This window comes from Sulfurisphaera tokodaii str. 7, assembly GCF_000011205.1.
GTDB lineage: Archaea > Thermoproteota > Thermoprotei_A > Sulfolobales > Sulfolobaceae > Sulfurisphaera > Sulfurisphaera tokodaii.
On record NC_003106.2, the window covers coordinates 893738 to 917553 of the forward strand.

General features: G+C 32.1%; 22 protein-coding genes, 1 tRNA gene and 1 pseudogene. 13 read left to right on the forward strand and 11 right to left on the reverse strand.

Going from position 1 to position 23816, the window contains the following annotated elements; translation table 11 throughout:
• Positions 1-81: 81 nt before the first annotated feature.
• Both STK_RS05075 and STK_RS05080 read left to right on the forward strand, forming a co-directional pair.
• Complete coding sequence (locus STK_RS05075) at positions 82-789, forward strand: hypothetical protein (protein ID WP_010978913.1); 708 nt, start codon at positions 82-84, stop codon at positions 787-789.
• 4 nt (positions 790-793) lie between these two features.
• Positions 794-1708: a S1C family serine protease gene (locus STK_RS05080; RefSeq protein WP_069168184.1), complete on the forward strand. Its 915-nt coding sequence runs from the start codon at positions 794-796 to the stop codon at positions 1706-1708.
• On the opposite strand, the gene crn1 is transcribed toward STK_RS05080, so the two are convergent.
• From crn1 to STK_RS05095, 3 genes are read right to left on the reverse strand one after another with little or no spacing between them, the layout of a single operon-like run.
• Positions 1700-2254 carry a CRISPR-associated ring nuclease Crn1 gene (gene crn1, locus STK_RS05085; RefSeq protein ID WP_010978915.1) on the reverse strand — a complete coding sequence of 185 codons (555 nt, stop codon included), beginning with the start codon at positions 2252-2254 and terminating at the stop codon, positions 1700-1702. The two genes, STK_RS05080 and crn1, sit on opposite strands and share 9 nt — an antisense overlap.
• Before the next feature lie 32 nt (positions 2255-2286).
• Positions 2287-3375, reverse strand: a complete 1089-nt coding sequence (locus tag STK_RS05090) for an S-methyl-5-thioribose-1-phosphate isomerase (protein ID WP_010978916.1) — start codon at positions 3373-3375, stop codon at positions 2287-2289.
• Positions 3376-3400: 25 nt separating this feature from the next.
• Positions 3401-3775 (reverse strand): putative metallopeptidase, encoded by a 375-nt coding sequence (locus tag STK_RS05095; protein WP_052846924.1) that lies wholly within the window; start codon positions 3773-3775, stop codon positions 3401-3403.
• Positions 3776-3807: 32 nt separating this feature from the next.
• Between STK_RS05095 and STK_RS05100 the strand changes: the two genes are divergently transcribed.
• From STK_RS05100 to STK_RS05120, 5 genes and pseudogenes are all read left to right on the forward strand, one after another.
• A complete protein-coding gene (locus STK_RS05100) occupies positions 3808-5058 on the forward strand; it encodes a PIN domain-containing protein (RefSeq protein WP_010978918.1) in 1251 nt (416 codons plus the stop codon).
• On the forward strand, positions 5048-5617 hold the full coding sequence (locus STK_RS05105; RefSeq protein WP_010978919.1) for a hypothetical protein: 570 nt from the start codon (positions 5048-5050) through the stop codon (positions 5615-5617). Before STK_RS05100 ends, STK_RS05105 begins: the two co-directional genes overlap by 11 nt.
• A pseudogene (gene treZ, locus STK_RS05110) lies at positions 5604-7299 on the forward strand (malto-oligosyltrehalose trehalohydrolase). Before STK_RS05105 ends, treZ begins: the two are co-directional and overlap by 14 nt.
• Positions 7300-7334: 35 nt before the next feature.
• Positions 7335-9485, forward strand: a complete 2151-nt coding sequence (gene glgX / locus STK_RS05115; RefSeq protein ID WP_010978922.1) for a glycogen debranching protein GlgX — start codon at positions 7335-7337, stop codon at positions 9483-9485.
• Positions 9486-11600 (forward strand): malto-oligosyltrehalose synthase, encoded by a 2115-nt coding sequence (locus STK_RS05120; protein ID WP_010978923.1) that lies wholly within the window; start codon positions 9486-9488, stop codon positions 11598-11600.
• On the opposite strand, the gene STK_RS05125 is transcribed toward STK_RS05120, so the two are convergent.
• From STK_RS05125 to STK_RS15180, 5 genes are all read right to left on the reverse strand, one after another.
• Positions 11583-12215, reverse strand: a complete 633-nt coding sequence (locus STK_RS05125; protein ID WP_010978924.1) for a hypothetical protein — start codon at positions 12213-12215, stop codon at positions 11583-11585. The genes STK_RS05120 and STK_RS05125 overlap by 18 nt on opposite strands.
• Positions 12212-12610, reverse strand: a complete 399-nt coding sequence (locus tag STK_RS05130; protein ID WP_010978925.1) for a hypothetical protein — start codon at positions 12608-12610, stop codon at positions 12212-12214. The genes STK_RS05125 and STK_RS05130 overlap by 4 nt, the downstream gene beginning before the upstream one ends.
• Before the next feature lie 23 nt (positions 12611-12633).
• A complete protein-coding gene (locus tag STK_RS15595) occupies positions 12634-13080 on the reverse strand; it encodes a hypothetical protein (protein ID WP_010978926.1) in 447 nt (148 codons plus the stop codon).
• A 255-nt stretch (positions 13081-13335) separates the two neighbouring features.
• Positions 13336-13797: a hypothetical protein gene (locus STK_RS05140; protein WP_010978927.1), complete on the reverse strand. Its 462-nt coding sequence runs from the start codon at positions 13795-13797 to the stop codon at positions 13336-13338.
• Positions 13798-14261: 464 nt separating this feature from the next.
• Positions 14262-14432: a hypothetical protein gene (locus STK_RS15180; protein ID WP_198429749.1), complete on the reverse strand. Its 171-nt coding sequence runs from the start codon at positions 14430-14432 to the stop codon at positions 14262-14264.
• A gap of 551 nt (positions 14433-14983) precedes the next feature.
• Here STK_RS15180 and STK_RS05145 point away from each other — a divergent pair.
• Genes STK_RS05145 through STK_RS05165 form a run of 5 tightly spaced genes read left to right on the forward strand, consistent with a single transcriptional unit; the run spans position 14984 to position 20213 of the window.
• Positions 14984-16108 carry an MFS transporter gene (locus STK_RS05145; protein ID WP_420825189.1) on the forward strand — a complete coding sequence of 375 codons (1125 nt, stop codon included), beginning with the start codon at positions 14984-14986 and terminating at the stop codon, positions 16106-16108.
• Between the two features lie 40 nt (positions 16109-16148).
• The gene (locus STK_RS05150; protein WP_052846441.1) at positions 16149-16559 is read left to right on the forward strand and encodes a hypothetical protein; all 411 of its coding nucleotides are present in this window, start codon (positions 16149-16151) and stop codon (positions 16557-16559) included.
• Positions 16560-16581: 22 nt separating this feature from the next.
• Entirely contained in the window at positions 16582-17265 is a 684-nt protein-coding gene (locus STK_RS05155; RefSeq protein ID WP_052846925.1) for a TatD family hydrolase, read from the forward strand.
• Positions 17266-17299: 34 nt separating this feature from the next.
• The gene (locus tag STK_RS05160; protein WP_010978931.1) at positions 17300-18037 is read left to right on the forward strand and encodes an SDR family NAD(P)-dependent oxidoreductase; all 738 of its coding nucleotides are present in this window, start codon (positions 17300-17302) and stop codon (positions 18035-18037) included.
• 46 nt (positions 18038-18083) lie between these two features.
• A complete protein-coding gene (locus STK_RS05165) occupies positions 18084-20213 on the forward strand; it encodes a fibronectin type III domain-containing protein (protein WP_010978932.1) in 2130 nt (709 codons plus the stop codon).
• Here the strand turns inward: STK_RS05165 and STK_RS05170 are convergent.
• A tRNA-Pro gene (locus tag STK_RS05170) sits at positions 20214-20307 on the reverse strand.
• Positions 20308-20556: 249 nt separating this feature from the next.
• On the opposite strand from STK_RS05170, the gene STK_RS05175 reads away from it, so the two are divergent.
• Positions 20557-22860, forward strand: a complete 2304-nt coding sequence (locus STK_RS05175) for an STT3 domain-containing protein (protein ID WP_010978933.1) — start codon at positions 20557-20559, stop codon at positions 22858-22860.
• Here STK_RS05175 and STK_RS05180 read toward each other — a convergent pair.
• Together STK_RS05180 and STK_RS05185 are read right to left on the reverse strand one after the other, a co-directional pair.
• Positions 22857-23027 carry an RNA-protein complex protein Nop10 gene (locus STK_RS05180; protein ID WP_010978934.1) on the reverse strand — a complete coding sequence of 57 codons (171 nt, stop codon included), beginning with the start codon at positions 23025-23027 and terminating at the stop codon, positions 22857-22859. The two genes, STK_RS05175 and STK_RS05180, sit on opposite strands and share 4 nt — an antisense overlap.
• Positions 23024-23815 carry a translation initiation factor IF-2 subunit alpha gene (locus tag STK_RS05185; RefSeq protein ID WP_010978935.1) on the reverse strand — a complete coding sequence of 264 codons (792 nt, stop codon included), beginning with the start codon at positions 23813-23815 and terminating at the stop codon, positions 23024-23026. The genes STK_RS05180 and STK_RS05185 overlap by 4 nt, the downstream gene beginning before the upstream one ends.
• Between the last annotated feature and the right edge of the window lies 1 nt (position 23816).

Below are 23816 nucleotides of genomic sequence, written 5' to 3' on the forward strand. Positions count from 1 at the left end.
TTTGTGATTTTAAAATTTTCTAATATAAAACTGGCTTTAATGAAGGAATTATTTTAAAGTGAAAATGTATATAAATATAATGTGGAGGATCTTTTAAAGAAGTATAATGTTAGGATTAGGGAGTTTGAGGTTGATTTGGGCAAAAGTAAGGTTATCTGCAGGGACGTGATTCCAAAGGAAGAGCTTCTGGAAAAGATGAAAAAAGTTATTGGTACTTTGTATCTTTATCCTAAATACTTTGTCTTTAATAATTTTATTGCCTATTCTTCTCAAGATTTTTTAATAGAGAATTTTGAGAAGATAGTTTCTATTGTGAATTCTTTAGGTAAGAGGAAAGTAATTTTTTACGGTGAAGATTTAGATTTACTTTCATTTATTATTAATCACACTTCTGTTAGGGAGTTGAGGGTTATTAAGAAAAATGAATGGGTTGTTGTGAATAACCTGGTTTATAACTTATCTTGTGGGGAAGCTGGTCTTATTACTATGCTCATGTATTTGCAAGATTTGTTTAGGCCTTTAATTGTAGGTAATTGCGATTTGTTAAAGTATGTTGGTTATTTTATTAATAGAGGTGTAGTGTCTTTTCTAAAGGAGAGAGTTTTTATTGACGGAAATGTTATTTCTCCTCCTAGTTTAGAGATTTTATCCTATTTTTTAACGAAGTTTTTAAAGAATAGGTATGAGATTTATAACCCAACTATTGATGTTATTTCCGTTATTAAGAAGATTGAGGAAAATTTTTCAGCGAGAAAAGTCGTTATAAAGGGATCTAATGTATATTTTTAAGTTTATGGATGAGTTTTTAATTATGGATTATTCTTCAATCGTTGAAGAGGTGTCTAAGTCAGTTGTAACTATTTTAACTAAACAATTAACGCTTGATGAGTTTTTAATGCCATCTATAGCTGAAGGATTAGGTTCTGGGTTTAGTGTTGGCAATGGTTTTGTAATTACTTCTTATCACGTTATTCAGAATTCAAGAAATATTGCAGTTGTTAGCAAGGACGGTTTTAGTAGTGAGGCTGATGTGATAGCTGTAAATCCTTTTAATGATCTCGCTCTTCTTTATACTAATCTTAATTTAAAGGCTTTGAAGTTTTCTGAGAAGGTTAAGGTTGGTGAAGGAGTTTTAGCTATTGGTAGTCCATTAGGTTTAGATAGTGTAACCTTGGGAATAATAAGTAGCGTAGATAGGACTATACAATCTCCTCTAGGTAATCCGCTCTATGTCTTGCAAACCGATGCTGCTGTTAATCCAGGGAATAGTGGTGGTCCTCTAATAAATACTAAGGGAGAGGTTGTTGGTGTTGTTACTGCTATGATTCCTTATGCTCAAGGAATAGGGTTTGCTATTCCTTCAAAGCTTGTTCTTAGTTTTCTGAAGAATGTGGAAAGAAATAATGGTAAATATGTTAGACCTTATTTGGGGATCCGAGTCATTAAATTGAACAAGGCTATAAGTACTTATTTTAATTTGTCTTCGGATTCCGGTGTTTTAGTTGTTGCTGTTGATGAGGATAGTCCAGCCTACGAGGCTGGAATTAGAAGAGGTGATATAATCACTGAGGTTAATGGTAAGAAGATTGAGTCTCAACTAGATTTGGTTGCTAGTATAGATGAGACAGGATTAGAGGAAATTGAAATGAAGATTTTAAGAGGTAAAGATAAGATTTCTATAAAAGTAGCTCCAGTACCTTTAGGTTAACAAAATTGTTTTAGCTCCATGTATTATTAGTTTTTTCAAATCTTCTCCTATCTTTTCACAAGATCCCGTGTATATTGCTTCATCAATTTCTTTTTCTCTATTCTTTAATTCTTTAATCTGTTGTTGTATTCTATTATATTCTTGTTGCGGTATTATTGTAGTGACTAAATAGGCTTGCTTTTTTACTGCCCCTATTGCCGCAGCTACTGACATTGCTTTTCTTCCCCCAGTAAAGTCAATGAAGTCTCCTTTACTTATTCTTTGAAAGATTTCTTTCTTAAAAATTTCATAATCCTCTTTACTCGTTATGTCATTTATAGATATGGGTATATCAGCTATTTGTGCTGGTACTCTCATACAAATGAATAGTGCTTTAACTAATTTCCATGCTAACTCTACTTCTTTGTCTTTCGTTCTGATTATGTAAACATCTTGAATTTCAATTTTAGTCGGGTTTTCACTTTCATATGTGCCATTAATGAGATTTGTGTATGTTTCGAAAATTCCTCCAGGTGAAGTACCAAGTGTTGCTATTAATTTTACCATAAAAAGAATAGAGATGGGAGCAAAATAAGTTTTTATAGACCTATTATTTTTGGTATGTTCTTTTCGAATGGTGGGTAAATTACTCCTTTTTCAGTTATTAGTGCTGTTATATACTTTGGTGGTGTGACGTCAAATACTGGGTTGTATACTTTTACGTTTTCTGGGACTATAGGAATTCCTCTAATTGTTCTAACCTCATTTGGATCTCTCTCTTCTATCTTTATTTCATCTACTTTGCTTTTTAAATCGAAGGATGATGATGGTGCTAAAGCATAAAATGGTATTCCTAACTCGTGGGAAATTACAGCCTCTTTAAATGTCCCAATTTTATTGAATACATGCCCATCTTTTAATATCCTATCTGCACCAACCATCACACTATTTACCATGTTTTTATATATTACTAATCCTACTGCAGTGTCTGTGATTAATGTTACTTGTATTCCTTCTGCCATTAGCTCATAAACTGTTAGCCTACTTCCTTGCAGCCAAGGTCTGGTTTCTGGTGCTATTACTGAGACTTTCATTCCTAGGTAGTGGGCTAATTTTACTGGTGCTAGTGCAGTTCCTAAGCCTGTTCCAGTTGCTAATCCGCCAGCGTTACATTGGGTTAGTATCGTATCCCCATCACTAATTTTTTCTAATCCGTACATACCTATTTTTAGTTCTGCTTCAAGTTCTTCCTCATAAATTCTGTTTGCTTCTTCTTTCATTAATTGGATAAGTTCGCTTACACTTTTTGCTTCCCCTTCTTCGATTTTCTTTTTTGCAAAGTTAAGCATTCTTGAGGTGGCCCAAGAAAGGTTTACTGCTGTTGGTCTTGCTTGATCCATTATTTGTTTTGCTTTAACTAGTTCTTCTATTGCTTCATTTAATGTATTTGGTTTTGTTGATATCAATGCTAAAACCATACCATAACCTGCTGTTATTCCTATTGCCGGTGCTCCTCTCACTTGCATTAGCTTTATTGCTTTTGCAACTTCTTCTGGTGTTTTTACTGTAATGTATGTTGTCTGAAACGGCAAGGCTGATTGGTCTAGTAAATCTAAACTATCTTCTCTCCAAATTATTGGTTTTAATTTTGGCTTAAAGACTGCTTTTAGTTCTTCTAGCGTTACCATCGTTTTTATTTTTCTTCAAGGGAAATTAAATATGTTTGCATATTTCTTTAAGTTCTTTATATGGTGGTTTCTTTATTTTTCTGAAATGGGGATGATTATGGTTTCTTAGTCCTCCTTTCATTGAGTTTGGTATGTGTGTCAATTCGTGGAGAATGACGTAAGCTTTTTCTTCACAAGGCAAATTATCATACTTTTCTGAGATTACTTCCACTATATAAAGTATTGATGGCGATAAGATAAATCTCCATTGTGAGGGAAGCATTAATGTTCTCGCTATTGCTTTACTTCTTGACCCTTGACTTCTTATAAAGGCAATTCTTTCTAAATTTAATTTTAACTCAAATTTTTCATTAACAATTTTTGCAAGTTCTTTAACATCATCTGCATACTGAAATTTCATTATATTTATACCTCCCTTCATATGTTATATACATGATTCTTGGAACTTTGGGATCTAATAAGCTTGTTACAACAACTAATGCCATTTTAACTGAAGTATTTACTGGTATAAAGCCAGATAAAATATTAATTCTTTCAGAAGATAATCCGGAGAGGGATTACACTAAAATATCTGATATCCTTAAACTGTTTGGAATAAATTCAAGTGTTTCTGTAGAGGTTATGGGAGAAGGTATAAAGGAGTGGAAGGATAAGCTTTCCAGTATTAAAATGGATATTATTGACATTACTCCTGGGAGAAAATATATGGCGTTGACTACATATGTTTACTCTAGTGCTCAAGAGATAAGGTACGTGTATTTAAAAGAGGAGAGCGAAGGTTACAGAGTTTTTGGATATGTGCCTTTTCATGACTTAGTAGTTTATAATGTAAGGAGTGGTGAAATTATTAATTTTGATCCTCCAAAGACTGTTACTGGAGATAAAGAGGCTAAGATAACTATTGATGGTTTAAGGGCACTATTAAATTTATACTTACTTCTTTCTGATAAGGTTGAACTTGAGGTTAAGGGTGATATTTCAACCAGCATTACTATAAGTAAAAATGGTGTTGATATCGATGAAACATTATACGATAAAAGTGCTATGGAAACTTGCCTTTTACGTTCTGGTTTTTTAAGGTTTAAACAAGAGGATGAGATTAAAAGATGGGCTATGGATAGGGATACTAAATTCTTAGCTGATACTAATGTTTATATCAATTTGGGTGATAGAGTAGGGTGGTTAACTAAGGGCAAAGTATTGCCTTCTTCCTCAACTTATCATGAGTTAGATAATATGTTAAAGACTACTCAAAAGAATGATGTAAAATTATATTTAGCTAATCTTGGAATGGATAGTTATAAAAGAATACATAAATGGGTTCCTAATGAAAAGGGTAGTGGTTCAGATATTAGGTTAATTAATGAGGCATTAACACTGAAGTCTTACTATCCAGAGGTTATCCTTATTACTGGCGATACTGGTGTTTATAACTCAGCTAGACAAAAAATAAGGGTCATTTTATTAAAAGATAAAGAAAGAGGCAAGGGGGCAATAGAGTATCTTTTAGAATGCCTTAGGTATTTTAGTGATATTGATATAAGTGTGAATGGTCAAATGTATTCTGTTATAAAAAGAGAAAAAGCTTATGGTGAAGAGAAGATCAAAATAGTTAATATGAAAAAAGAATATAATTATCCCTATTTTATTAGTTTGGTTGAGGCATTTTTATATGAAATGTGATGTAGTATCTGCTATATTTCACCCCTCTGTAGTTACCTTTGTAGCTTTTCTATCTGTTATTCTATATCTTAACCTAGGACCTATTCCTCTACTTATTGTTACTGTTTTTTATTCTCTGTTACCTTTCTTGATAGTATTTATAATGAAAGAGCTGAGGTTTGTTAGTGATATTTATGTTAGTAAAAGAAATGAAAGAATTATTCCAATGATTTTAGCCTTAGTTTCTTACGTTATTGGTTTACTGTTTTTAATGCATGATTACTTTATGTTTAATGTTCTCTTAATTTATATAATAAATACACTAATAATCTTAATGGTAACTCTAAAATTTAAGATAAGTGTGCATGTAAGTACCACAGTTGGCAGTATATCCTTATTGGTCTTTGTATTAGGTTTTCCTTTTATTTTTCTATATCTTTTTGGAATTTTAATCTCTTATGTTAGATATAAAATGAAAGCACATACACTATCTCAAGTCATTTCAGCGTGGATTTTCGCTCCTCTTTCATATCTAGAGTTTTATATTATGTTTCATACTTTCTTTTATGTTCGGACCTAGTTTTCTAAGTGAAAATGAGGTTGAGTTTATTTTATGGGCTCCTTATCAGAAAAAAGCAACTTTAAGACTTAATGAAGAGAAGTATGACATGGAGAAGGATGAAAAGGGTTACTTCAGAATTACAGTGAATGCTAAGGAGGGGGATAAGTACTCTTTTATAATCGATAAAGGTGAAATTCCAGATCCAGCAAGTAGATATCAGCCAGATGGTGTTCATGGTAGATCACAGTTGATTTCTCTCAAATATGAATGGAAGAGTAGGGAAGTTAAGATAAAGCCAGAGGATTTAATAATCTATGAGCTTCATATAGGTACTTTTACTCAAGAAGGCACCTTTTATTCAGCTGTTGAGAAGCTTGATTATTTGGTTAACCTGGGTGTTACTGCAATTGAAATTATGCCAGTTCATCAATTTCCAGGCAAAAAGGATTGGGGCTATGATGGTGTTTATCTTTATGCGGTTCAAAATACTTATGGCGGTCCTTATGCCTTTATGAAATTTATTGATGAGGCTCATCAGAGAGGTCTGGCAGTAATTCTAGATGTTGTCTACAATCATGTTGGTCCAGAAGGTAATTATATGATGTTTTTAGGTCCTTACTATGATGTTTTTAGGTCCTTACTTTTCACAAAAGTATAAAACGCCGTGGGGTTTAACTTTTAACTTTGACGATGCATATAGTGACGAGGTAAGAAAGTTTATTTTAGATAATGTTAGATATTGGTTCAATGTTTTTCATGTTGATGGTTTGCGTTTAGATGCTGTCCATGCTATTTATGATTCTTCTCCAAAACATATTCTTCAAGATATTGCTGAGCTTTCTCACTCTTTAGGTAAGTTTGTTATTGCCGAAAGTGATTTGAATGATCCTAAAATCATTGATGATAAATGTGGTTATAAGATAGACGCTCAATGGGTTGATGATTTCCATCATTCGGTTCACGCATATTTAACTGGGGAGAGAAACAGTTATTATTCTGATTTCGGGACTTTAGATGATATAGTCAAGGCTTTTAAAGATGTGTTCGTATATGATGGTAAGTATTCTAACTTCAGGAAGAAAACTCATGGTGCTCCAGTCGGTAATTTAAATGCTTGTAAGTTTGTTGTCTATATTCAAAACCATGATCAAGTAGGTAATAGGGGTAATGGCGATAGGCTTTCTACTCTAGTTGATAAGCAAAGTTATATGATTGCTTCGGCATTATATCTTCTCTCTCCTTTCATACCAATGATTTTTATGGGTGAGGAATATTATGAGAAAAACCCATTTCTTTTCTTCTCCGATTTTTCAGATCCTAATTTGATTAAGGGTGTTAGGGAGGGCAGGTTAAGGGACAATGGACAATCAATTGATCCACAATCTGATGAAGCCTTTCTGAAGAGTAAGTTAAGCTGGAATATTGATAAAGAAATGCTCGAATATTACAGGACTCTTATCAAGGTAAGGAAGGAGTTCGGAAATAAATGCTCTAGGAGGGTTGAAGTTGATAAGACTGATAATTGGTTAGTAATAGGTTTGGAAAAAATTTTCCTTCTAGTTGCTTTTTCAGATACTGGATTAATTTTAAGATATAATGGGGAATTATTATTTTCAACTTCTGATTTTCCTAAAAGAATAGTTAGTAGTAAGGAGATTAAGGTAAAGAAAGGTGTTGGTGTTTATAAGTACCTATTGTAAGTAAAGTTTTTATGACAATCTTATAAAAATAAACTATGGTTTTTTCACACAAGGATAGACCATTAAGACCAGGAGAGCCATATCCTCTTGGAGCTAATTGGGAAGAAGAAGATGATGGTGTGAACTTCTCTATCTTTTCGGAAAATGCGACTAAGGTTGAACTTTTAATTTACTCCCCTACTAATCAGAAATATCCTAAAGAAGTTATCGAGGTTAAGCAGAGATCTGGTGATATTTGGCACGTCTTTGTCCCAGGTTTGGGACCGGGTACACTTTACGCATATAGAATTTATGGTCCTTATAAGCCAGATCAAGGTTTAAGATTTAATCCTAATAAGGTTCTAATTGATCCTTATGCTAAGGCTATAAATGGGACATTAAACTGGAATGATGCTGTTTTTGGTTATAAGATAGGCGATTCTAACCAGGATTTGTCCTTTGATGATAGGCCAGATGATGAATTTATTCCTAAGGGTGTTGTTATTAATCCTTATTTTGAGTGGGATGATGATCACTTTTTTAGGAGAAAGAAGATACCATTAAAGGATACTATTATTTATGAAGTTCATGTTAAAGGTTTTACTAAATTAAGACCTGATTTACCAGAAAATATTAGAGGTACTTATAAAGGATTTGCCTCTAGACAGATGATCGAATATTTGAAAGATTTGGGGGTAACTACAGTCGAGATAATGCCAGTACAGCAGTTTGTTGATGATAGGTTTCTAGTAGAGAAGGGATTAAGGAATTACTGGGGATATAATCCCATAAATTATTTTTCACCTGAATGTAGATATTCCTCTTCTGGCTGTATGGGTGAACAAGTTAACGAGTTTAAGGAGATGGTTAATGAGCTGCACAACGCTGGCTTCGAGGTAATTATTGATGTTGTTTATAACCATACTGCGGAAGGGAATCATTTAGGTCCTACTCTTTCATTCAGAGGTATAGATAATTTGGCTTATTACATGTTAGTTCCAGATAATAAGAGATATTATTTAGACTTTACTGGAACTGGAAACACCTTAAATCTGAGTCATCCGAGGGTATTGCAAATGGTTCTGGATAGTCTTAGATATTGGGTTTTAGAGATGCATGTTGACGGTTTTAGGTTTGATTTAGCTGCTGCCCTAGCTAGACAATTATACAGTGTAAATATGCTTTCAACTTTCTTTGTTGCAATTCAGCAAGATCCCGTTCTTTCTCAAGTTAAGTTAATAGCGGAACCTTGGGATGTTGGTCCAGGGGGATATCAGGTTGGTAATTTTCCATATTTGTGGGCCGAATGGAACGGTAAGTATAGAGATACTATAAGGAGATTTTGGAGAGGTGAGGCGATCCCCTATGAGGAGTTGGCTAATAGGCTTATGGGTTCTCCAGATTTATATGCTGGAAATAATAAGACTCCTTTCGCTAGTATAAATTATATAACTTCTCATGATGGTTTTACTTTAGAGGATTTAGTTAGTTATAATCAAAAGCATAATGAAGCTAACGGTTTTAATAATCAAGATGGCATGAACGAGAATTATAGTTGGAATTGTGGAGTTGAGGGAGAGACTAATGATGCTAATGTTATTCAATGTAGAGAGAAACAAAAAAGGAATTTTATCATAACACTTTTTGTAAGTCAAGGGGTTCCAATGATTTTAGGTGGCGATGAGCTAAGTAGAACACAAAGAGGAAATAACAATGCTTTTTGCCAAGATAACGAAATAAGTTGGTTTAATTGGAATCTTGATGAGAGGAAACAGAGGTTTCATGATTTTGTTAGGAGTATGATTTATTTCTATAGAGCTCATCCAATATTTAGAAGAGAAAGATACTTTCAAGGTAAGAAATTACATGGTATGCCATTAAAGGATGTCACTTTTCTAAAACCAGATGGAAATGAAGCTGACGAACAAACATGGAAGTCACCAACTAATTTTATTGCATATATTTTAGAGGGTAGTGTTATTGATGAAGTAAATGATAGGGGTGAGAGAATAGCTGACGATTCTTTCTTAATCATCCTTAATGGTTCACCAAATAATATTAAGTTCAAATTCCCGCAAGGTAAATGGAGTTTAGTTGTTTCTTCATATTTGAGAGAACTTAGAGATGACGAGAGAGTTGTTGATGGTGGCAAGGAACTGGAAATTGAGGGAAGGACCGCAATGGTATATAGGAGGATTGAATATTAGATGAAGTTACTTTCAACCTATAGGCTTCAACCAATGAAGTTTTCCGAAATTAGAAATAGGCTGGATTATTTTGTTGAACTTGGAGTTACTCATCTTTATTTATCACCAGTCTTAAAGGCTAGGCCAGGGAGTACTCATGGATATGACGTTGTAGATTATAATACCATTAACGATGAACTCGGTGGAGAAGAGGAGTATATAAGATTAATTGATGAAGCTAAAAGTAAAGGTTTAGGAATTATACAAGATATTGTACCAAATCATATGGCTGTTCATCATACTAATTGGAGATTAATGGATGTATTAAAGAAGGGAAGGCATAGTAGATATTATAATTATTTCGATTTCTATGAGGAAGAGGAAAAGATAAGGATTCCAATTCTTGGAGATAGGAATTTTAAGATAACTTATGTTAATGATGAGCCTTACTTAGATTACTATGGAAATCTTTTTCCTATAAATGATGAGGGAAGGAATTATCTTAATGATATCGAGAAGTTATTAAAGGTTCAATATTATGAACTTGTTGATTGGAGGGATTATCCTAGTTATAGGAGATTTTTTGCTGTAAATGAATTAATTGCTGTTAGACAAGAGCTTGAGTGGGTTTTTGAAGATTCTCATTCGAAAATTCTTTCTTTTGAAGTAGACGGATATAGGATTGATCATATAGATGGTTTATTTAAACCAGAGGAATATTTAAGGCGATTAAAGAATAAAATAGGAAATAAACATATTTTTGTGGAAAAAATTTTATCTATAGGTGAGAAGTTAAGATGGGATTTTATTGATGGTACTACGGGTTATGATTTTCTAAATTATTCTAATCTTCTTTTTACTGATAACGAAGATAAAATGACAGAGATATATAAGAACATATTAGATATAGATCTAGATGAACTCGTGAAAGAAACTAAAAAGAAGATAATTGATACATTATTCAAACATGATATCGAAAGAATTTCTATGATGTTAGGCGTGAATTATGAAGAGATTAAAGAGTTTCTCTCGTGTTTAAAAGTATATAGGACTTATATAACTGAGAATGATTTTCGAGATGAAGAAATAATAAGGAACTGTAGTCAAAAAGTTTATGAAAGTATGAAGAAGAATGTTACTGCTTTTATGAAATTACAACAATATATGCCTGCAGTTTTCGCTAAAGCATACGAAGATACGGTTCTTTTTATATATAATAGGCTAATTTCTTTAAATGAGGTTGGTAGCGATTTACATTATTACTCAATTTCTTGTGATAAATTTCATGAGTTTAATCTAAAAAGGGTCGGTACTTTATCGTTTAATGCTACTTCGACCCATGATACGAAGTTTAGCGAAGATGTTAGGATGAGAATTAGTGCTATCTCAGAGATACCAGATGAATGGGCTAAGAAGGTTAATGAATGGCATAATATTCTTAACCCTAATATTGATAAAAACGATGAATATAGACTTTATCAGACTATTGTAGGTAGTTTTGATGGGTTTAATAATGAATATAAGGAGAGGCTAAAGGCTCATATGATTAAGGCTTTAAGAGAGGCTAAAGTTCATACAGATTGGGTGAATGTAAATACTGAATATGAAAAGAAGATGACTTATCTAATTGATAAAATGTTTAACAATGAGAAATTCATGGAAAGTTTTCTTGAATTCGAAAGTAAAATTGATAAGATGGGTAAAGTTAAATCTCTTTCTTTAGTTGCTTTAAAAATAACATCTCCAGGTGTTGCTGATTTTTATCAGGGTTTAGAGAATTTTAGATACCTACTAACCGACCCAGATAATAGAAGGCCAGTAGTTTTTTCTGAACTTCCAAAGAGATATGAGGAGGGGTTGTTTAATAATGGTAGGATAAAGGCCTATGTCACTAAGGTTCTTCTAAATTTAAGGAAAAGTATGAAAGATTTCTTTATCAACAGCGAATATAAGCCTTTGAAGCTACAAAAGGGATTATGTGGTTTCATGCGAGGAGATAAAGTTCTGGTTATTGTTAAGACTTTAAATAGAGATTATGATATCGAGATAGATGGTGAATATACTGATGTAATTACTGATGAGACTGTAAGAGGTAGAGTGAAAGTTGATAAATTACCTTTAATTCTTGTTAAATAGTTTTTTCGCTAAAAAGTAAAAAGTTTCTTGGTTATAAAAACTAGAATTTATTTTTAAGCTTTCTATTATATCTTTTGTATAAGGACTACCACTACCATAAATTTCGTTTTCTTTAGTTGGTTTTTCTCTAATGTAAAATATCTTTGAAGAGTTTATATTTATATCAGTGTTCGAAACTATTATAATATTTGTACTTACGAATTCTAGGATTTTTCTCAGTTCCGATTCATCTGGTGAATGAATGATGAGAGGTAATTCATGATCTTCTGCGAACATATATACAAATTCTAATCTCTTATCTAAAAGTGAAAAACCATGGTGTTTAGGATGCAACATTATTCCGTGTATTTCATGGTCATATTGTCTTTCTAGCTCTATTTGCGGTGGTACTCTACATTTGGGATTATATATTCCTAGTCTTATTACATAGTCTCTCCCTTTACTCCATAAATATTGTTGATAAAAACCATCAACACAACACTGGCAAGAGTATTTATAAAGTGGGTTTAATATTATTTTCTCTATTATAAAATCTTCATATTCTAATTTTAAGTCTTTTACATAACTATAGAGTTTTATTCCGTAAAAGGTTAGTGAGTCAATAACTTTCCTCATGGTATTATACCATGGAAACTTACTATCGTTATTCCTATAAGTCCTAGTATAAATGCAATTATAACTGCTATAATTATTGATAATATTGCTATTCCTAATGCTCCTAGCCAGCCAGTCTCAAAAACCGCTTTATATACTCCTAATATTCCTATAAATCCAAACAATATTCCGAGAGGAGATAGTAAATGTATTCCTAATCCTATTGCTAATGCTGAAAATATGGCTGTTATAATTGCAAATACTATTATCCCAGCTAATACTGCAAGCATTGCTCTTGGAAATGAAGAGTGTCTTGAAATTAACTTAGAAGCTAACCAAACTGGAATAGAAATTATTATCCATGATATTATAAAAAATATAACTTCAGCAATTATAGGAGATATATGCAAATGCATAAGATATAATTTTGTCTAAAGATTTAAGACTTGCTTTGTTGAGTTTCTTTACTTTCTTCTTTCTTTTCTTCAGCAGTTTTCTTTATGGGTTTAATTCTCTCTGGTTTAATCTCGAAGTAAACCTTTACGTTTTCTCCTTCACATTGCTTCGTTAATAAGTTTTCTGACCTGTTTAATTGTCCACATTTCATTTCATATTTTTTGGTTGTTTCATCAATAAATTTTCTTACATTTATTAATTTCCTAAATTTGATACCTTCTACTTCTAATACGTTTTCATTTATACTCGTTTTTATACCATTAATTTCTAATGATTTTGCCTTACCTTGAAGTATGTTATTAACTTGCTCCTTATATTTTCTCTCATCTTTTGTAAATCTCCCAATTAGTAACCCATGTAATTTTGCAAATTCTCTTTTAGGGTCTTTAGTCTCAACCTTGACCTTCACATCATATTTAATAACTTTCATTTTAAAAGCTAGTATAATTTCACTTTTATAAAATTTCCTCTACACTCTTTTTTGCGGGTCAATTAAAGTTTATCTAAGCTAATGTTAATCTTATTTTCAACTTAACGCTTGATTTAGAATTTAAAAGAGTTTAACAATATTAGCACCTAAGAAAATTGAGCAAACTATAAGTATTTACGTTAAGTAAGCATAGCTAAATTAGCCTAATAAGATAGTATATTTATATTTTCAATAGTATAAATATTATAATAATGGCTATTTTTTCATGTTTAGTATGACTTTATTTCCATCAATTATTACTAATCCGTTTCTTTCCATTGTATGAAGGTAGTCTGCGTGTTTAACACTTAGTAGATCTCTTATTTCTTCAACTGTTGCTTCGCCACCAGATTTAATGAGGTATCTTATTATTTCATTTTCTAATCTTTCATCAATAGTTTGGCTTTCCATTCTATGCTTATATTCTTGATAAGTTTTTTTGTCTAATTTCCTATAAATCCTTATATGCAGTTGGTAAATTGTTAGTATTCTTTGAGCTATATCTAATGCTTCTTGATCAGTTAATCTTATCTTCTTCTCTCCTTCATCATCGCCAACAACTATAAAGAACGCCCCATCCTTTATCTTACCATCCTTTACAGCCGGAGGACTCTCACCAATTCTAATATAAATCCTCTTCCCATCCTTCTCATGAGTCTTTCTAACAATAATAGTCATTATCAATAAATTATACTTATACAGCAATATTAAACTTACTTGAGATAAATCAAGTAATACTTTTGCTTATTCAAAGCTTTTATCACAATTTTCTTTTCCTTTAGTTTAAGATAGCACTTAATGAAAAATTGCAGAATTGTAGCTATTTATGTTAAAAAATTTTATATTTCTAGAAGCTCATAATTAAACATGAGAAAATTATCGGAGAAAGTTTTAAAAGGTATCTTATACTTTTATACTAAGTCTCATGCAAGCCTTATCCCACTTGCTTTAGGTTAATGATGTATGCATTAGTTAGTAGTAATATAGAGGAAATTAAAAATTCTTATAGTTCTATATCTTTATAATTATTATTGTGATTACTATTGTCCTAACGAAAATTTCTAATTTACCTTTTTGATAAATTATAACTTATTAATATTAGTAGAAAAGAAGCTCTTTTATTTAAAACTTTATTATCTTGATTATTCTATTACTGGTTTGATCTTATTTTTAACTTTTATATGTATATCTTCTAGTTTAGGAATAGATAATTCGTGACCACATTTTGGACACTTACCACCAAATATTATTTTAATTTCTGAGGGGGTTCTTACTCCATAAAAATCTTGTCCTACCTTTTCAAATTTATACAAAACATAACCACAATTTCTACAAACGTATTTTATGGGAATTGTAAGCCACCAATATTACACTCTGAGGTCTATTAATATATTCTCTATACCCTATATTACGTAAATCTTTATATTAGAACCTTCCCTCAGATTAATTATAAGTAGATTAGAGAGAGTTGTCCGAAACTATTCGTATTATAACGTTAATAATTTTTAAATTACCATCATAGTAAGCAAAAAGGTCTATATATTTATTATATCATCTAAGTCTTAATACATTTTAGAAAATTGAAGAAAAGGGGAAAAAGGTCTATTATAGATATGATCGATGTACACGCATTTAATAACGTATCCATTATATGTTAAAACTTGCGGAAATATAACATAGTGACTGCGTTATGAATAATTTGCTCGCTTAATCCAATATTATAATTACTTATTTGATAATACAAAATTTAAATATTCTTATTCTTTTTATTAAAACAGAAGTTTAAACCCATTTACATTAGTATTTAGATATGGAAAAATAGGTTCATGCAACAATCGCTTCTACATTTGCATGGGCCGGTAATATTTACGATCTCCTTATTATTACTTATGTTTATGAAGAATTGTATAAGTGTTTTGGTGCATCAACAGTTATCGGTACGTTACTTTTTTCCTTAGGCTTAATTTTTAGAGTAATAGGCGGTTATGTATTCGGCAAGTTTGCAGATATTTATGGAAGGAAAGTGGTTTTAAATTTAGGCACTGCAGGATACTCTTTATCTCAGGTTTTGTTAGCATTATCTCCTAATGTTTTCATACTTTTATTAGCTAGAAGTCTTCAAGGACTCTTCATGGGTGCTCAATGGACTGCTGGTACTGTTATTGCTTATGAAAATGCACCAGTCTCTATGAGGGGAATAATAAATGGAATAGTTCAAGCCGGTTATGGGCTCGGTTATGCCTTAACAGGACTTGTTTATATTTTCTTTTCTACTAATTGGAGGATGTTTCTTTTAACTGGTGCTATACCGATTTTTCTAGTTCCTTATATTCTAGCTAAGGTTAATGATGTAAAAACATTTAGGAAAGAAAATATAAAGGCTCAAGCTAATATTGCTGACTATTTATCAGTTATAATAAGGAGCACTATTGTTATTTCTGGAATGTTTTTCTCTTATTATTCAATTTTTGCAGTATACCCAGAATTTCTTGAAAGTATTCAAATAAGTAAAGATTATGTAGGCTTTTTAATGTTCTTATCTAACGTTTTGCTAGCGGTCTCCTTTATAGCATTTGGTAGGGCTTCAGACAAATTTAGTAAGAGGAAATTAATAATGTATGGTGTTATTGGTGAGATGATAGGTTTACCGTTTATGTTGGCTGTGATTGAGCAGTCTAGCTTTATTACGTTCGGTTTACTTTTATATACTATTGCTACCGGTTTTTGGCCATTAGCACCATTACTAATCGTAGAATCCGTACCTATAGAGGTCAGAGGTATGTTAACTGGTTTAACATATAACTTAGGAAGTATAATAGGTGGCATAGGTAGTATTATTATGGGTGCGTTAGTTAATTCTTTTGGCATAGTTTCAGCTGGTAAATGGGGACTAATTATGGGTTATGCTTCCTTAGCTATTATTTTCTTAACTCTAGCAACATGGAAAAGCAGTAATGTCTTGTCACGTGTTCAGAGAAGTAATATTTAGTTATCGATTTTATAAATTCATCTCTTTTCAGTTAGAAAATATGTTAGGCAAGATCCTCATAGCTACTTTTCTAATCTTAATAGCGGTCATAGGATACGAATACTATTTTAATCATTATATAACTTCAAATCCATCCTCAAATGCAAAATATGTAGATACAACTACTATAACCCACGTTACACACTACTTTAACTATTCCTCTACTATAGGTGTTTATGCAAATTCTTCTGGTACATATATATATCCTATTAATCTTCCGGGCTCTGGAAATATTAGCCTAACTATTAAGTCAGACACTCCTTTTAATGTAAAAGTGTATGACAATTCTACTCTCATTATAGCATATTCTGGTACTGACATCTCCAAATACTTTATTGGTGGTGGTAAATTGGAATTAGAGTTTTATAATTTCTATGGTAAGATAAACATAAGTGTGAATGAAATTTATTAAGTCATATCTTTTTCTTTTTTATATGTATTATTATGATGCTCATTGTCATTATTCTTATTTAAAGAAAAAATATGAAAACTTCATAATAGCAGCGGTTTCGATGGATTATTCTACGTCTATAGAAACTCTTTCCTTAAAATCTCCAGATATTTTAGCTGGTATTGGAATACATCCATGGAAGGTTCATGAAGAGAATTTAAATAAGGTTTTAGAGTTAGTAAGAAAGGCTGATTTTATTGGGGAAGTAGGATTAGATTATAGATATGCTAAGGCTGATAAATCCATTCAATTAAAATATTTTGAGGCTTTTGCTGAAGAGGCTTCTAACCAGAAAAAACTTATTAACGTTCATGCCCTCGATGCATGGGAAGATGCTTTCAATATTTTACAAAAACATAATGTTAAAAGAGCGATCTTTCACTGGTATACTGGCCCAGAAAATTTATTAAAAGAAATAGAAGGAGCTGGATATTTTATAACAGTAAATCCTTCAGTAACTTTTCAGAAAAAACACCAGAATATAGTTATTAAGTCACCTTTAGATATAATATTAACAGAAAGTGATGGAGGTTACGAATATAAAGGTAGATTATTAGAGCCTGTCCACATAGTTGAAGCAATTAAAGAAATTTCTAAACTTAAAGGGACTTCCGAAGAGGAAGTTAATAAGATCGTAGAAAGAAACTTTAAAAAAGCATTTGGGTAAAAGTTTATGATTATGGTTTAAGGTAAGGTAGATTATGAAAATTGCTATTATAACTGGTGCTTCTAAAGGAATTGGTAAGGCTATAGCTATCAAGCTGAAAAATGAAGGATATACTGTAGTTTCTATATCTAGGAGTAAAGCAGAAGTTGGTGATATTATATATGAGGCCGATGTTACAGATAAGGAAAATGATTTTAGAATTGTGAAGGAAGTATATGAGAAGTTTGGAAGAATAGATGTTTTAGTTAATAACGCTGGTTTTGGTATCTATGGTTCTTTTCTTGAAACGTCTTTGGATGAGGAAGAGTATATGATAAAGACTCTTTTTGTTGCACCATTATATTTTATTAAGTCTGTATATCCTATCATGGTAAGGCAGAGGGAAGGTAGTATAGTTAATATTGTTTCTGAAGCAGCATATGTTGCTACACCTAAACTCATTGTTTATTCAGCTGCTAAGGCAGGATTAGCACAATTTACCAATGCTTTGTGGGCAGAAGCTAGGAAATATAACGTTAAAGTTAGTGGTATTTATCCGGGGCCGGTAAAAACTAATTTTACTTCTCATCCTTCATTTAAGAATTCAGAGGATATTTTTAGCAAATATGCTGTAACTCCAGATAAAGTTGCCAATGCAGTTGTAAAAGCTATAAAGACTGGAAAGAGAGAAATTTATGTTCCTTCTAAATTAAAGATCGAACCATATTTTCTAAAGTTTGCTAGACTTTTTGAGAGTTTAACCTATTGGATAGTCTCAAAGTATTTTAGCTAATCTTGTGGTAGGATTTATAAAGTATTATTTAATAGATTAGTAAATCATGAAACGGAATACCCTTTTGGCTTTGGTTTTAGTAATATTGATTTTCCCTACGTTAAGTACGGCTTACATAGAATTTACCACTTCTATAAATCAAGCAATTCCAGACTCTCTGGTTTATGCTACATCAGCTTATTATGATGGTAAAATTTTCCTTATTGGTGGAGAAAATTTATATAGTACACCAGTTAATTCCGTATACGTTTACGAGAATGGAAGTTGGTATTTAGGTCCTAGTCTACCTTTCTCTTTATCTTCAGCTGGTGCAACTGTATGTAATAATACTCTTTATGTAGTAGGAGGAGCTAATTCAACTTCCATATTTGGTGGTATTCTTGAGTTTATTGGAAATGGGTGGAAAGTGATAACTAATTCTATGCCAATTCCAGTTTATGGTGCAATTGTATTCTCCTATGACTATAAGATTTACGTTATAGGTGGTATGAATTACTCTGGTAATTCTTTAGTTCCTCCAGTAAATTATATTCAAGTATATAATTTGAAGACAAATTCTTGGCAAATTATTGGTAATGCTCCTTTGAGATTAGCATATTCTGCATATTATTTTAACGGTTCAGCTTTGTTCGTGGTTGGTGGATTTACCCAATCTGCAACTCTAACTTCTTCAGTTTTTGTCTATTATCCAGAAAATAATACATGGATTTCACTTCCTTCATTACCGGGCGTTGAAGCTGGTGGAGTCTTGGGATATTACAATGGATATATGTACCTTGTTGGAGGTTTATACTATGTTAGTGGAGCATATCAGCTAGGAGAAATATTATATTATTATAATGGTACATGGCGAAATACGAACATTCAAGAGCAAATACCTACGCAATTTAGTACCAGTGTACAGATAGGGAATAAGTTAATTATTCTAGGTGGTTTTGGACCAGGTAATATTCCTTCTAATGCAATGCAAACAGTTTCAATTTATCTTCCTCCGCCTAAACCCCAAATAGCGTCAATAGCAAGCGGTAACGAAACTATTACAGTAAAATGGTATGATACAAATGCCTCTGGATATTATATAACTTATTGGTCAAACTTTTCTCAAAAAGTAACCATAAACGTGGGAAATGTAACTTCGTACACTATTAAGCATTTAAAGGATGGTGTAACGTATTATATCCAAATAGTTCCATATAATTCTCTTGGAAATGGTACACCTTCAGATATTATTTCTGCAACACCATCTTCGGTTCCTAATCCGCCAATTATTAAAGTGAAAATCGGAAACCTTAATGCAACTCTAACATGGTATGATACATTTAATGGAGGATATCCTATTGAGGGTTATTATCTTTATGTGAATGGTAAAGGAATAAATGTGGGTAATATTACATCTTATGTCCTTACCAATTTAACTGCTGGAGAACTTTATACGATAGAGCTTATTGCGTATAATAAGATTGGGAATAGTAGTATTTCATCAGTTTCTTTCATAGCTGCATCAAAAGCTAATCTCACAGTTACGGTATATAAGAAGATAAATGGCTTTCTAGTAAGTTGGAACTCTACTTCTAAGGCTAAATATATATTAACAGTAAGTAAAGAAAATGTTGTTTTGCTTAATGTGAGTACCACAAATACTTCGTATTTCGTTAAGGTCCCATTTGGTGTTTATAATATATCTTTGGAGGCTGTTAACATAGTTGGAATAACAAAATATGCTTTCATTTTGATTTATTATATTCAACCAGCCTCACCAACTGTTAACTGGTCTATTACGTTAAATACGGTATCATTAAACTGGAGCAAAGTTTCAGGTGCTGAATACTATTTGATTTACGATAATGGTAAGCTAATAACTAACACTACTAATACGGCTTTCACGTTTAATCTTACAATTGGACAAAATGAGATAGAAGTTTATGCGGCTAATGCTTATTACAAGTCTGCTCCTTATATTATTAACGATGTACGTAATTACATAGTTGTAGTTAATTCTACCGCTATTTCAATTTCTGTTCCTCAAATTAAAGTGGTAAGTGGTGAAAACACAGATGCTCCTTTACAGACAAATAATATAGATTTAAAATCTGCCATAATTGTAATAACTGTATTTGTTATAGCATTACTAATGATTTTAGTAATATTAAGAGAAAGAAGTGATAACTATTGGTAATGGGACCGCCGGGATTTGAACCCGGGACCACAGGCGTACTGGTTAGGGATTTATCCCCAGGCCTGCATCCTAGTCCAGGCTAGACGACGGTCCCTCTAGTAATGGATTACTCAAGAGATATTTGAATTTTTTGATACATGATTTCCCACAGAAAGTATCGTAACTAACGGTGTATGCTTATATTTTATGGAGAATGTAAATGAAAATAAAATATTGATATAATATATTAAAAATTTTTATTATTATATTATATGTAATTTAAAATTTAAATATAATTTTTATTAATTTACCAAACTCGTGTTTATGGATTAAGCTTATATAACTTAAATAAATAGGTATTTCGATGCAGTCAAGTACTAAGGTTATTCCTAAATTTGATAAATTTAAATTTCTTGACGTTGCTGTTATAAGTGGACTAGTTATAGTATCTATTCTAATAAGAACAGTAAATATGCTTGCCTTTCCTCAAAGTGTAAATGAGTTTGATCCTTGGTATCTTTTCTATAATGCCCTTTTAATTGCCCAGAGTGGTGGAAACTGGTATGCTGTACCACCAGATGTTCATGGTTGGTTTCCATGGGGTTATTTCATAGAACTGGGAAATACTATCGGATTACCATGGCTAGTCTCCTTGTTCTCATTACCTTTTTATGGGCAATTTGGTTCTAATGCAGTATATACAGTTGCAGTTCTCTCTGATATACTTTTAGATGGTTTAGGAGTAGTTGCTGCATTCCTCGCTATTGATGTAATTACTGAGAACAGAATTGGTGCATATATTGCAGCTGCTATAGTTGCAGTTTCTCCATCACTTACATACAAGAACTTACTTGGTGGATTACCAAAAACTTCATGGGGTGGAGTATTTGTACTCTTTTCAATATACTTCGTTACTCTTGCTATTAAGAGAAAGAACCCTCTTTATGGTATTCCAGCAGGTATAATGATATTTTTAGCTAATATTACGTGGGGAGGGTATACTTATATTGACTTAAGTCTCGCAATTTCTGCCTTCCTCTTAGTGTTGCTTAATAAAAATGATGAGATTACTGCAAAGACCTTAACTATATTGGCTGTTACTTCAGCTTTTCTTACGTCATTGGCTCCGAATAATATTGGTTTCATGTCAGGGTTAGCTCACGGTTTGTCACTCCTTGTAATTCCATTATTCCTCTATATAGAGCTTTACATTAGACAAATTATTCCTAAAGAAATATTAGACTCAAAGAACATACTAATTGGTGCTGCAATAGTATTTATTCTAGCATTAGGAATTTTAGGTTTAGCCGCTTTAGGAAAATCTCCAATACCATCAAGATATTATGCAATAGTTAATCCATTCTACCAGTTCTCAGTACCTATAGATAGGACAGTAGCTGAATATATTCCTCAACCTGTAACAGCAATGATTCAAGATTTCGGAATATCATTATTTCTTTCTATAATAGGAATGTACTTCGTAATTACTAGAAGGGCTCAATTACCTGGTTTATGGCTCTTAATTTTAGGCGTTGCAAGTATTTATGGAACTTCAGAGCAACCATATTTGTTTAATTATACCGCATATATTGTTGCAGCATTAGCTGGTTTAGGTGTTGCTGAGATTGCAAATAGATTTGCAGAAAGTAAGTCTAGGGGTATAAGAATAGCACCATTAATCATGCTAGGAATTATTGGTGTATCTCTATTAGCTGATGCTGGGATATCAATGGAAATTAGTTATGAACCTACAGCTATTTATAATGCGGCAACCTCATTTTTAACTACTAATTATGCATGGATATCAGCATTAGATTGGATAAATCATAATACACCTAAGAACGCCTTTATACTAAGTTGGTGGGATTATGGATATTGGATTGAAGTAGTGGGTAATCGGAGTGTTATTGATGAAAATAATACGCTTAATGGTACTCAAATTAAGCTTATGGCGGAAATGTTTCTAAACAATGAGAGTTTTGCTGTTAATGTTTTAGAGAGCGATTTTCATTTGTATCCTTACGGAAGTCCTAACTATACTATTCCAGTATATATAGTAGCTTACGATGCTGTAACCCAATACATTTCAAGTTCTGGGCAATCAGTATGGTTTATCGGTTATCCAACAAACTTTCCCGGAGAATTTATAGGTTATACTACAAGTTTGGGCGATATTGCTAAGGCAATGGGTGCAATGACAATTATAGCTGGTTATAACATGTATAGTTATGTTAATTTCACTTATGTTAATGAAACCGCAACAACTTTAGCCGAGGCGGGACAAACTCAATTAGCTTCAATAGTTGCTAACTCATTGCCAATGGCTTGGACGCCCAAAGCATATAATTCATTGATAGTTAACATGTTTATTGAAGGAGTTCAAGCATTAAATCAAGGTCCGGTTCAGGCTCCATTTTCAATATCATTAAGTCAGTTATCTTCAGCACTTGGTGGTAATGCTACTTTAATTAATCCTAGTGGTATTTTGCCAAATGTGGTTTTACCCTACTTTAGACCAGTATATATTTCACTTTATCCAGTTACTGCTGAGCCTGCAGTAGGCGGGGAAGCAATAGTATATATTATTGTTGTAGTTTATCAGTTTGTAGAACCAAATGTTATTCTACCCTTAATAATTCAAGAAAATGGGACTACAATAAATACTTAACAATTTAATTTTATCCCTTTTTTTATTTCTATTCTATATTTTACATATTTGTCTACCGGAGAAAATCTAGCTGGATGGGGAATAATTGTAGGAGTACCACAAATAGGGCATATATCTTTTAAAGTGTATGTGCAATCCTTAGGGCATTTTTTTATTTTCCATTTCATTTTCTTACCACATTAAATTCTACTTTTTCCTCTTTACTTATTTCTCTTATATTATCTAATATTTCGGTCATTACTTTAGAGAGAAGCTTCGGATCTGTGCCTATGATATCTATCCTATATCTAGGAGCACCAATAGTGTAAATTTTAATGTCAACATCAGCATTTTCAGCTATTTCGACTGCTGCTCCTAAGACTTTTCTTATTTTTTCAATTCCAGCTGGGTCACTGCTTCTTAGAGTAACTATTTCACTTTTTTTAACTCTTTTTTCTTCTATATGTTTCCCAATTTCTTCCATTAGAGGTTTAATCCAGACTTCGGGAACACCAGCATTTTTAAGTATGGAGTCTCCCTCTTTAACTGCCTTAACTAATGCATCGTAAGCATCGCCGTATTTGTCTTCAAGTTTCCATGCTACTTGTTCCCATCCTTCCTTTTCTGTCTTATTTATTTTCTGAGAAACTATCTCTAGAATTTTATCAACTTTTTGTATTTTCTTCCACTGTGACATTTTCTTTCTTTTTTCATCTTCTGTAACTTTTTTCAAAGATACATCTATAGTTCCTTTTCTTTTATCCACTCTAATTACTTTCACAACTATCTTTCTACCTTCTTTTATCACATCTCGAATGTTCTTTACCCATCTACTACTAATTTCGCTCCAAGGTAAGAAGGCTTGAAGATTTCCATATTCATCTAGAGTTACATAGCTACCATAATCAAAAATTTGTTTTACAGTTGCAATTAAAATTTCTCCTTCAGTTGGAATAGGGTTTTTATTATAAATCATT

Excerpts from the sequence above, each read along its gene's own strand:
- STK_RS05080 (WP_069168184.1), top strand. The coding sequence starts at position 794 with ATGGATGAGTTTTTAATTATGGATTATTCTTCAATCGTTGAAGAGGTG.
- crn1 (WP_010978915.1), bottom strand. The coding sequence starts at position 2,254 with ATGGTAAAATTAATAGCAACACTTGGTACTTCACCTGGAGGAATTTTC.
- STK_RS05090 (WP_010978916.1), bottom strand. The coding sequence starts at position 3,375 with ATGGTAACGCTAGAAGAACTAAAAGCAGTCTTTAAGCCAAAATTAAAA.
- STK_RS05095 (WP_052846924.1), bottom strand. The coding sequence starts at position 3,775 with ATGAAATTTCAGTATGCAGATGATGTTAAAGAACTTGCAAAAATTGTT.
- STK_RS05100 (WP_010978918.1), top strand. The coding sequence starts at position 3,808 with ATGATTCTTGGAACTTTGGGATCTAATAAGCTTGTTACAACAACTAAT.
- STK_RS05105 (WP_010978919.1), top strand. The coding sequence starts at position 5,048 with ATGAAATGTGATGTAGTATCTGCTATATTTCACCCCTCTGTAGTTACC.
- glgX (WP_010978922.1), top strand. The coding sequence starts at position 7,335 with ATGGTTTTTTCACACAAGGATAGACCATTAAGACCAGGAGAGCCATAT.
- STK_RS05120 (WP_010978923.1), top strand. The coding sequence starts at position 9,486 with ATGAAGTTACTTTCAACCTATAGGCTTCAACCAATGAAGTTTTCCGAA.
- STK_RS05125 (WP_010978924.1), bottom strand. The coding sequence starts at position 12,215 with ATGAGGAAAGTTATTGACTCACTAACCTTTTACGGAATAAAACTCTAT.
- STK_RS05130 (WP_010978925.1), bottom strand. The coding sequence starts at position 12,610 with ATGCATTTGCATATATCTCCTATAATTGCTGAAGTTATATTTTTTATA.
- STK_RS15595 (WP_010978926.1), bottom strand. The coding sequence starts at position 13,080 with ATGAAAGTTATTAAATATGATGTGAAGGTCAAGGTTGAGACTAAAGAC.
- STK_RS05140 (WP_010978927.1), bottom strand. The coding sequence starts at position 13,797 with ATGACTATTATTGTTAGAAAGACTCATGAGAAGGATGGGAAGAGGATT.
- STK_RS05150 (WP_052846441.1), top strand. The coding sequence starts at position 16,149 with ATGTTAGGCAAGATCCTCATAGCTACTTTTCTAATCTTAATAGCGGTC.
- STK_RS05155 (WP_052846925.1), top strand. The coding sequence starts at position 16,582 with ATGTATTATTATGATGCTCATTGTCATTATTCTTATTTAAAGAAAAAA.
- STK_RS05160 (WP_010978931.1), top strand. The coding sequence starts at position 17,300 with ATGAAAATTGCTATTATAACTGGTGCTTCTAAAGGAATTGGTAAGGCT.
- STK_RS05165 (WP_010978932.1), top strand. The coding sequence starts at position 18,084 with ATGAAACGGAATACCCTTTTGGCTTTGGTTTTAGTAATATTGATTTTC.
- STK_RS05175 (WP_010978933.1), top strand. The coding sequence starts at position 20,557 with ATGCAGTCAAGTACTAAGGTTATTCCTAAATTTGATAAATTTAAATTT.
- STK_RS05180 (WP_010978934.1), bottom strand. The coding sequence starts at position 23,027 with ATGAAATGGAAAATAAAAAAATGCCCTAAGGATTGCACATACACTTTA.
- STK_RS05185 (WP_010978935.1), bottom strand. The coding sequence starts at position 23,815 with ATGATTTATAATAAAAACCCTATTCCAACTGAAGGAGAAATTTTAATT.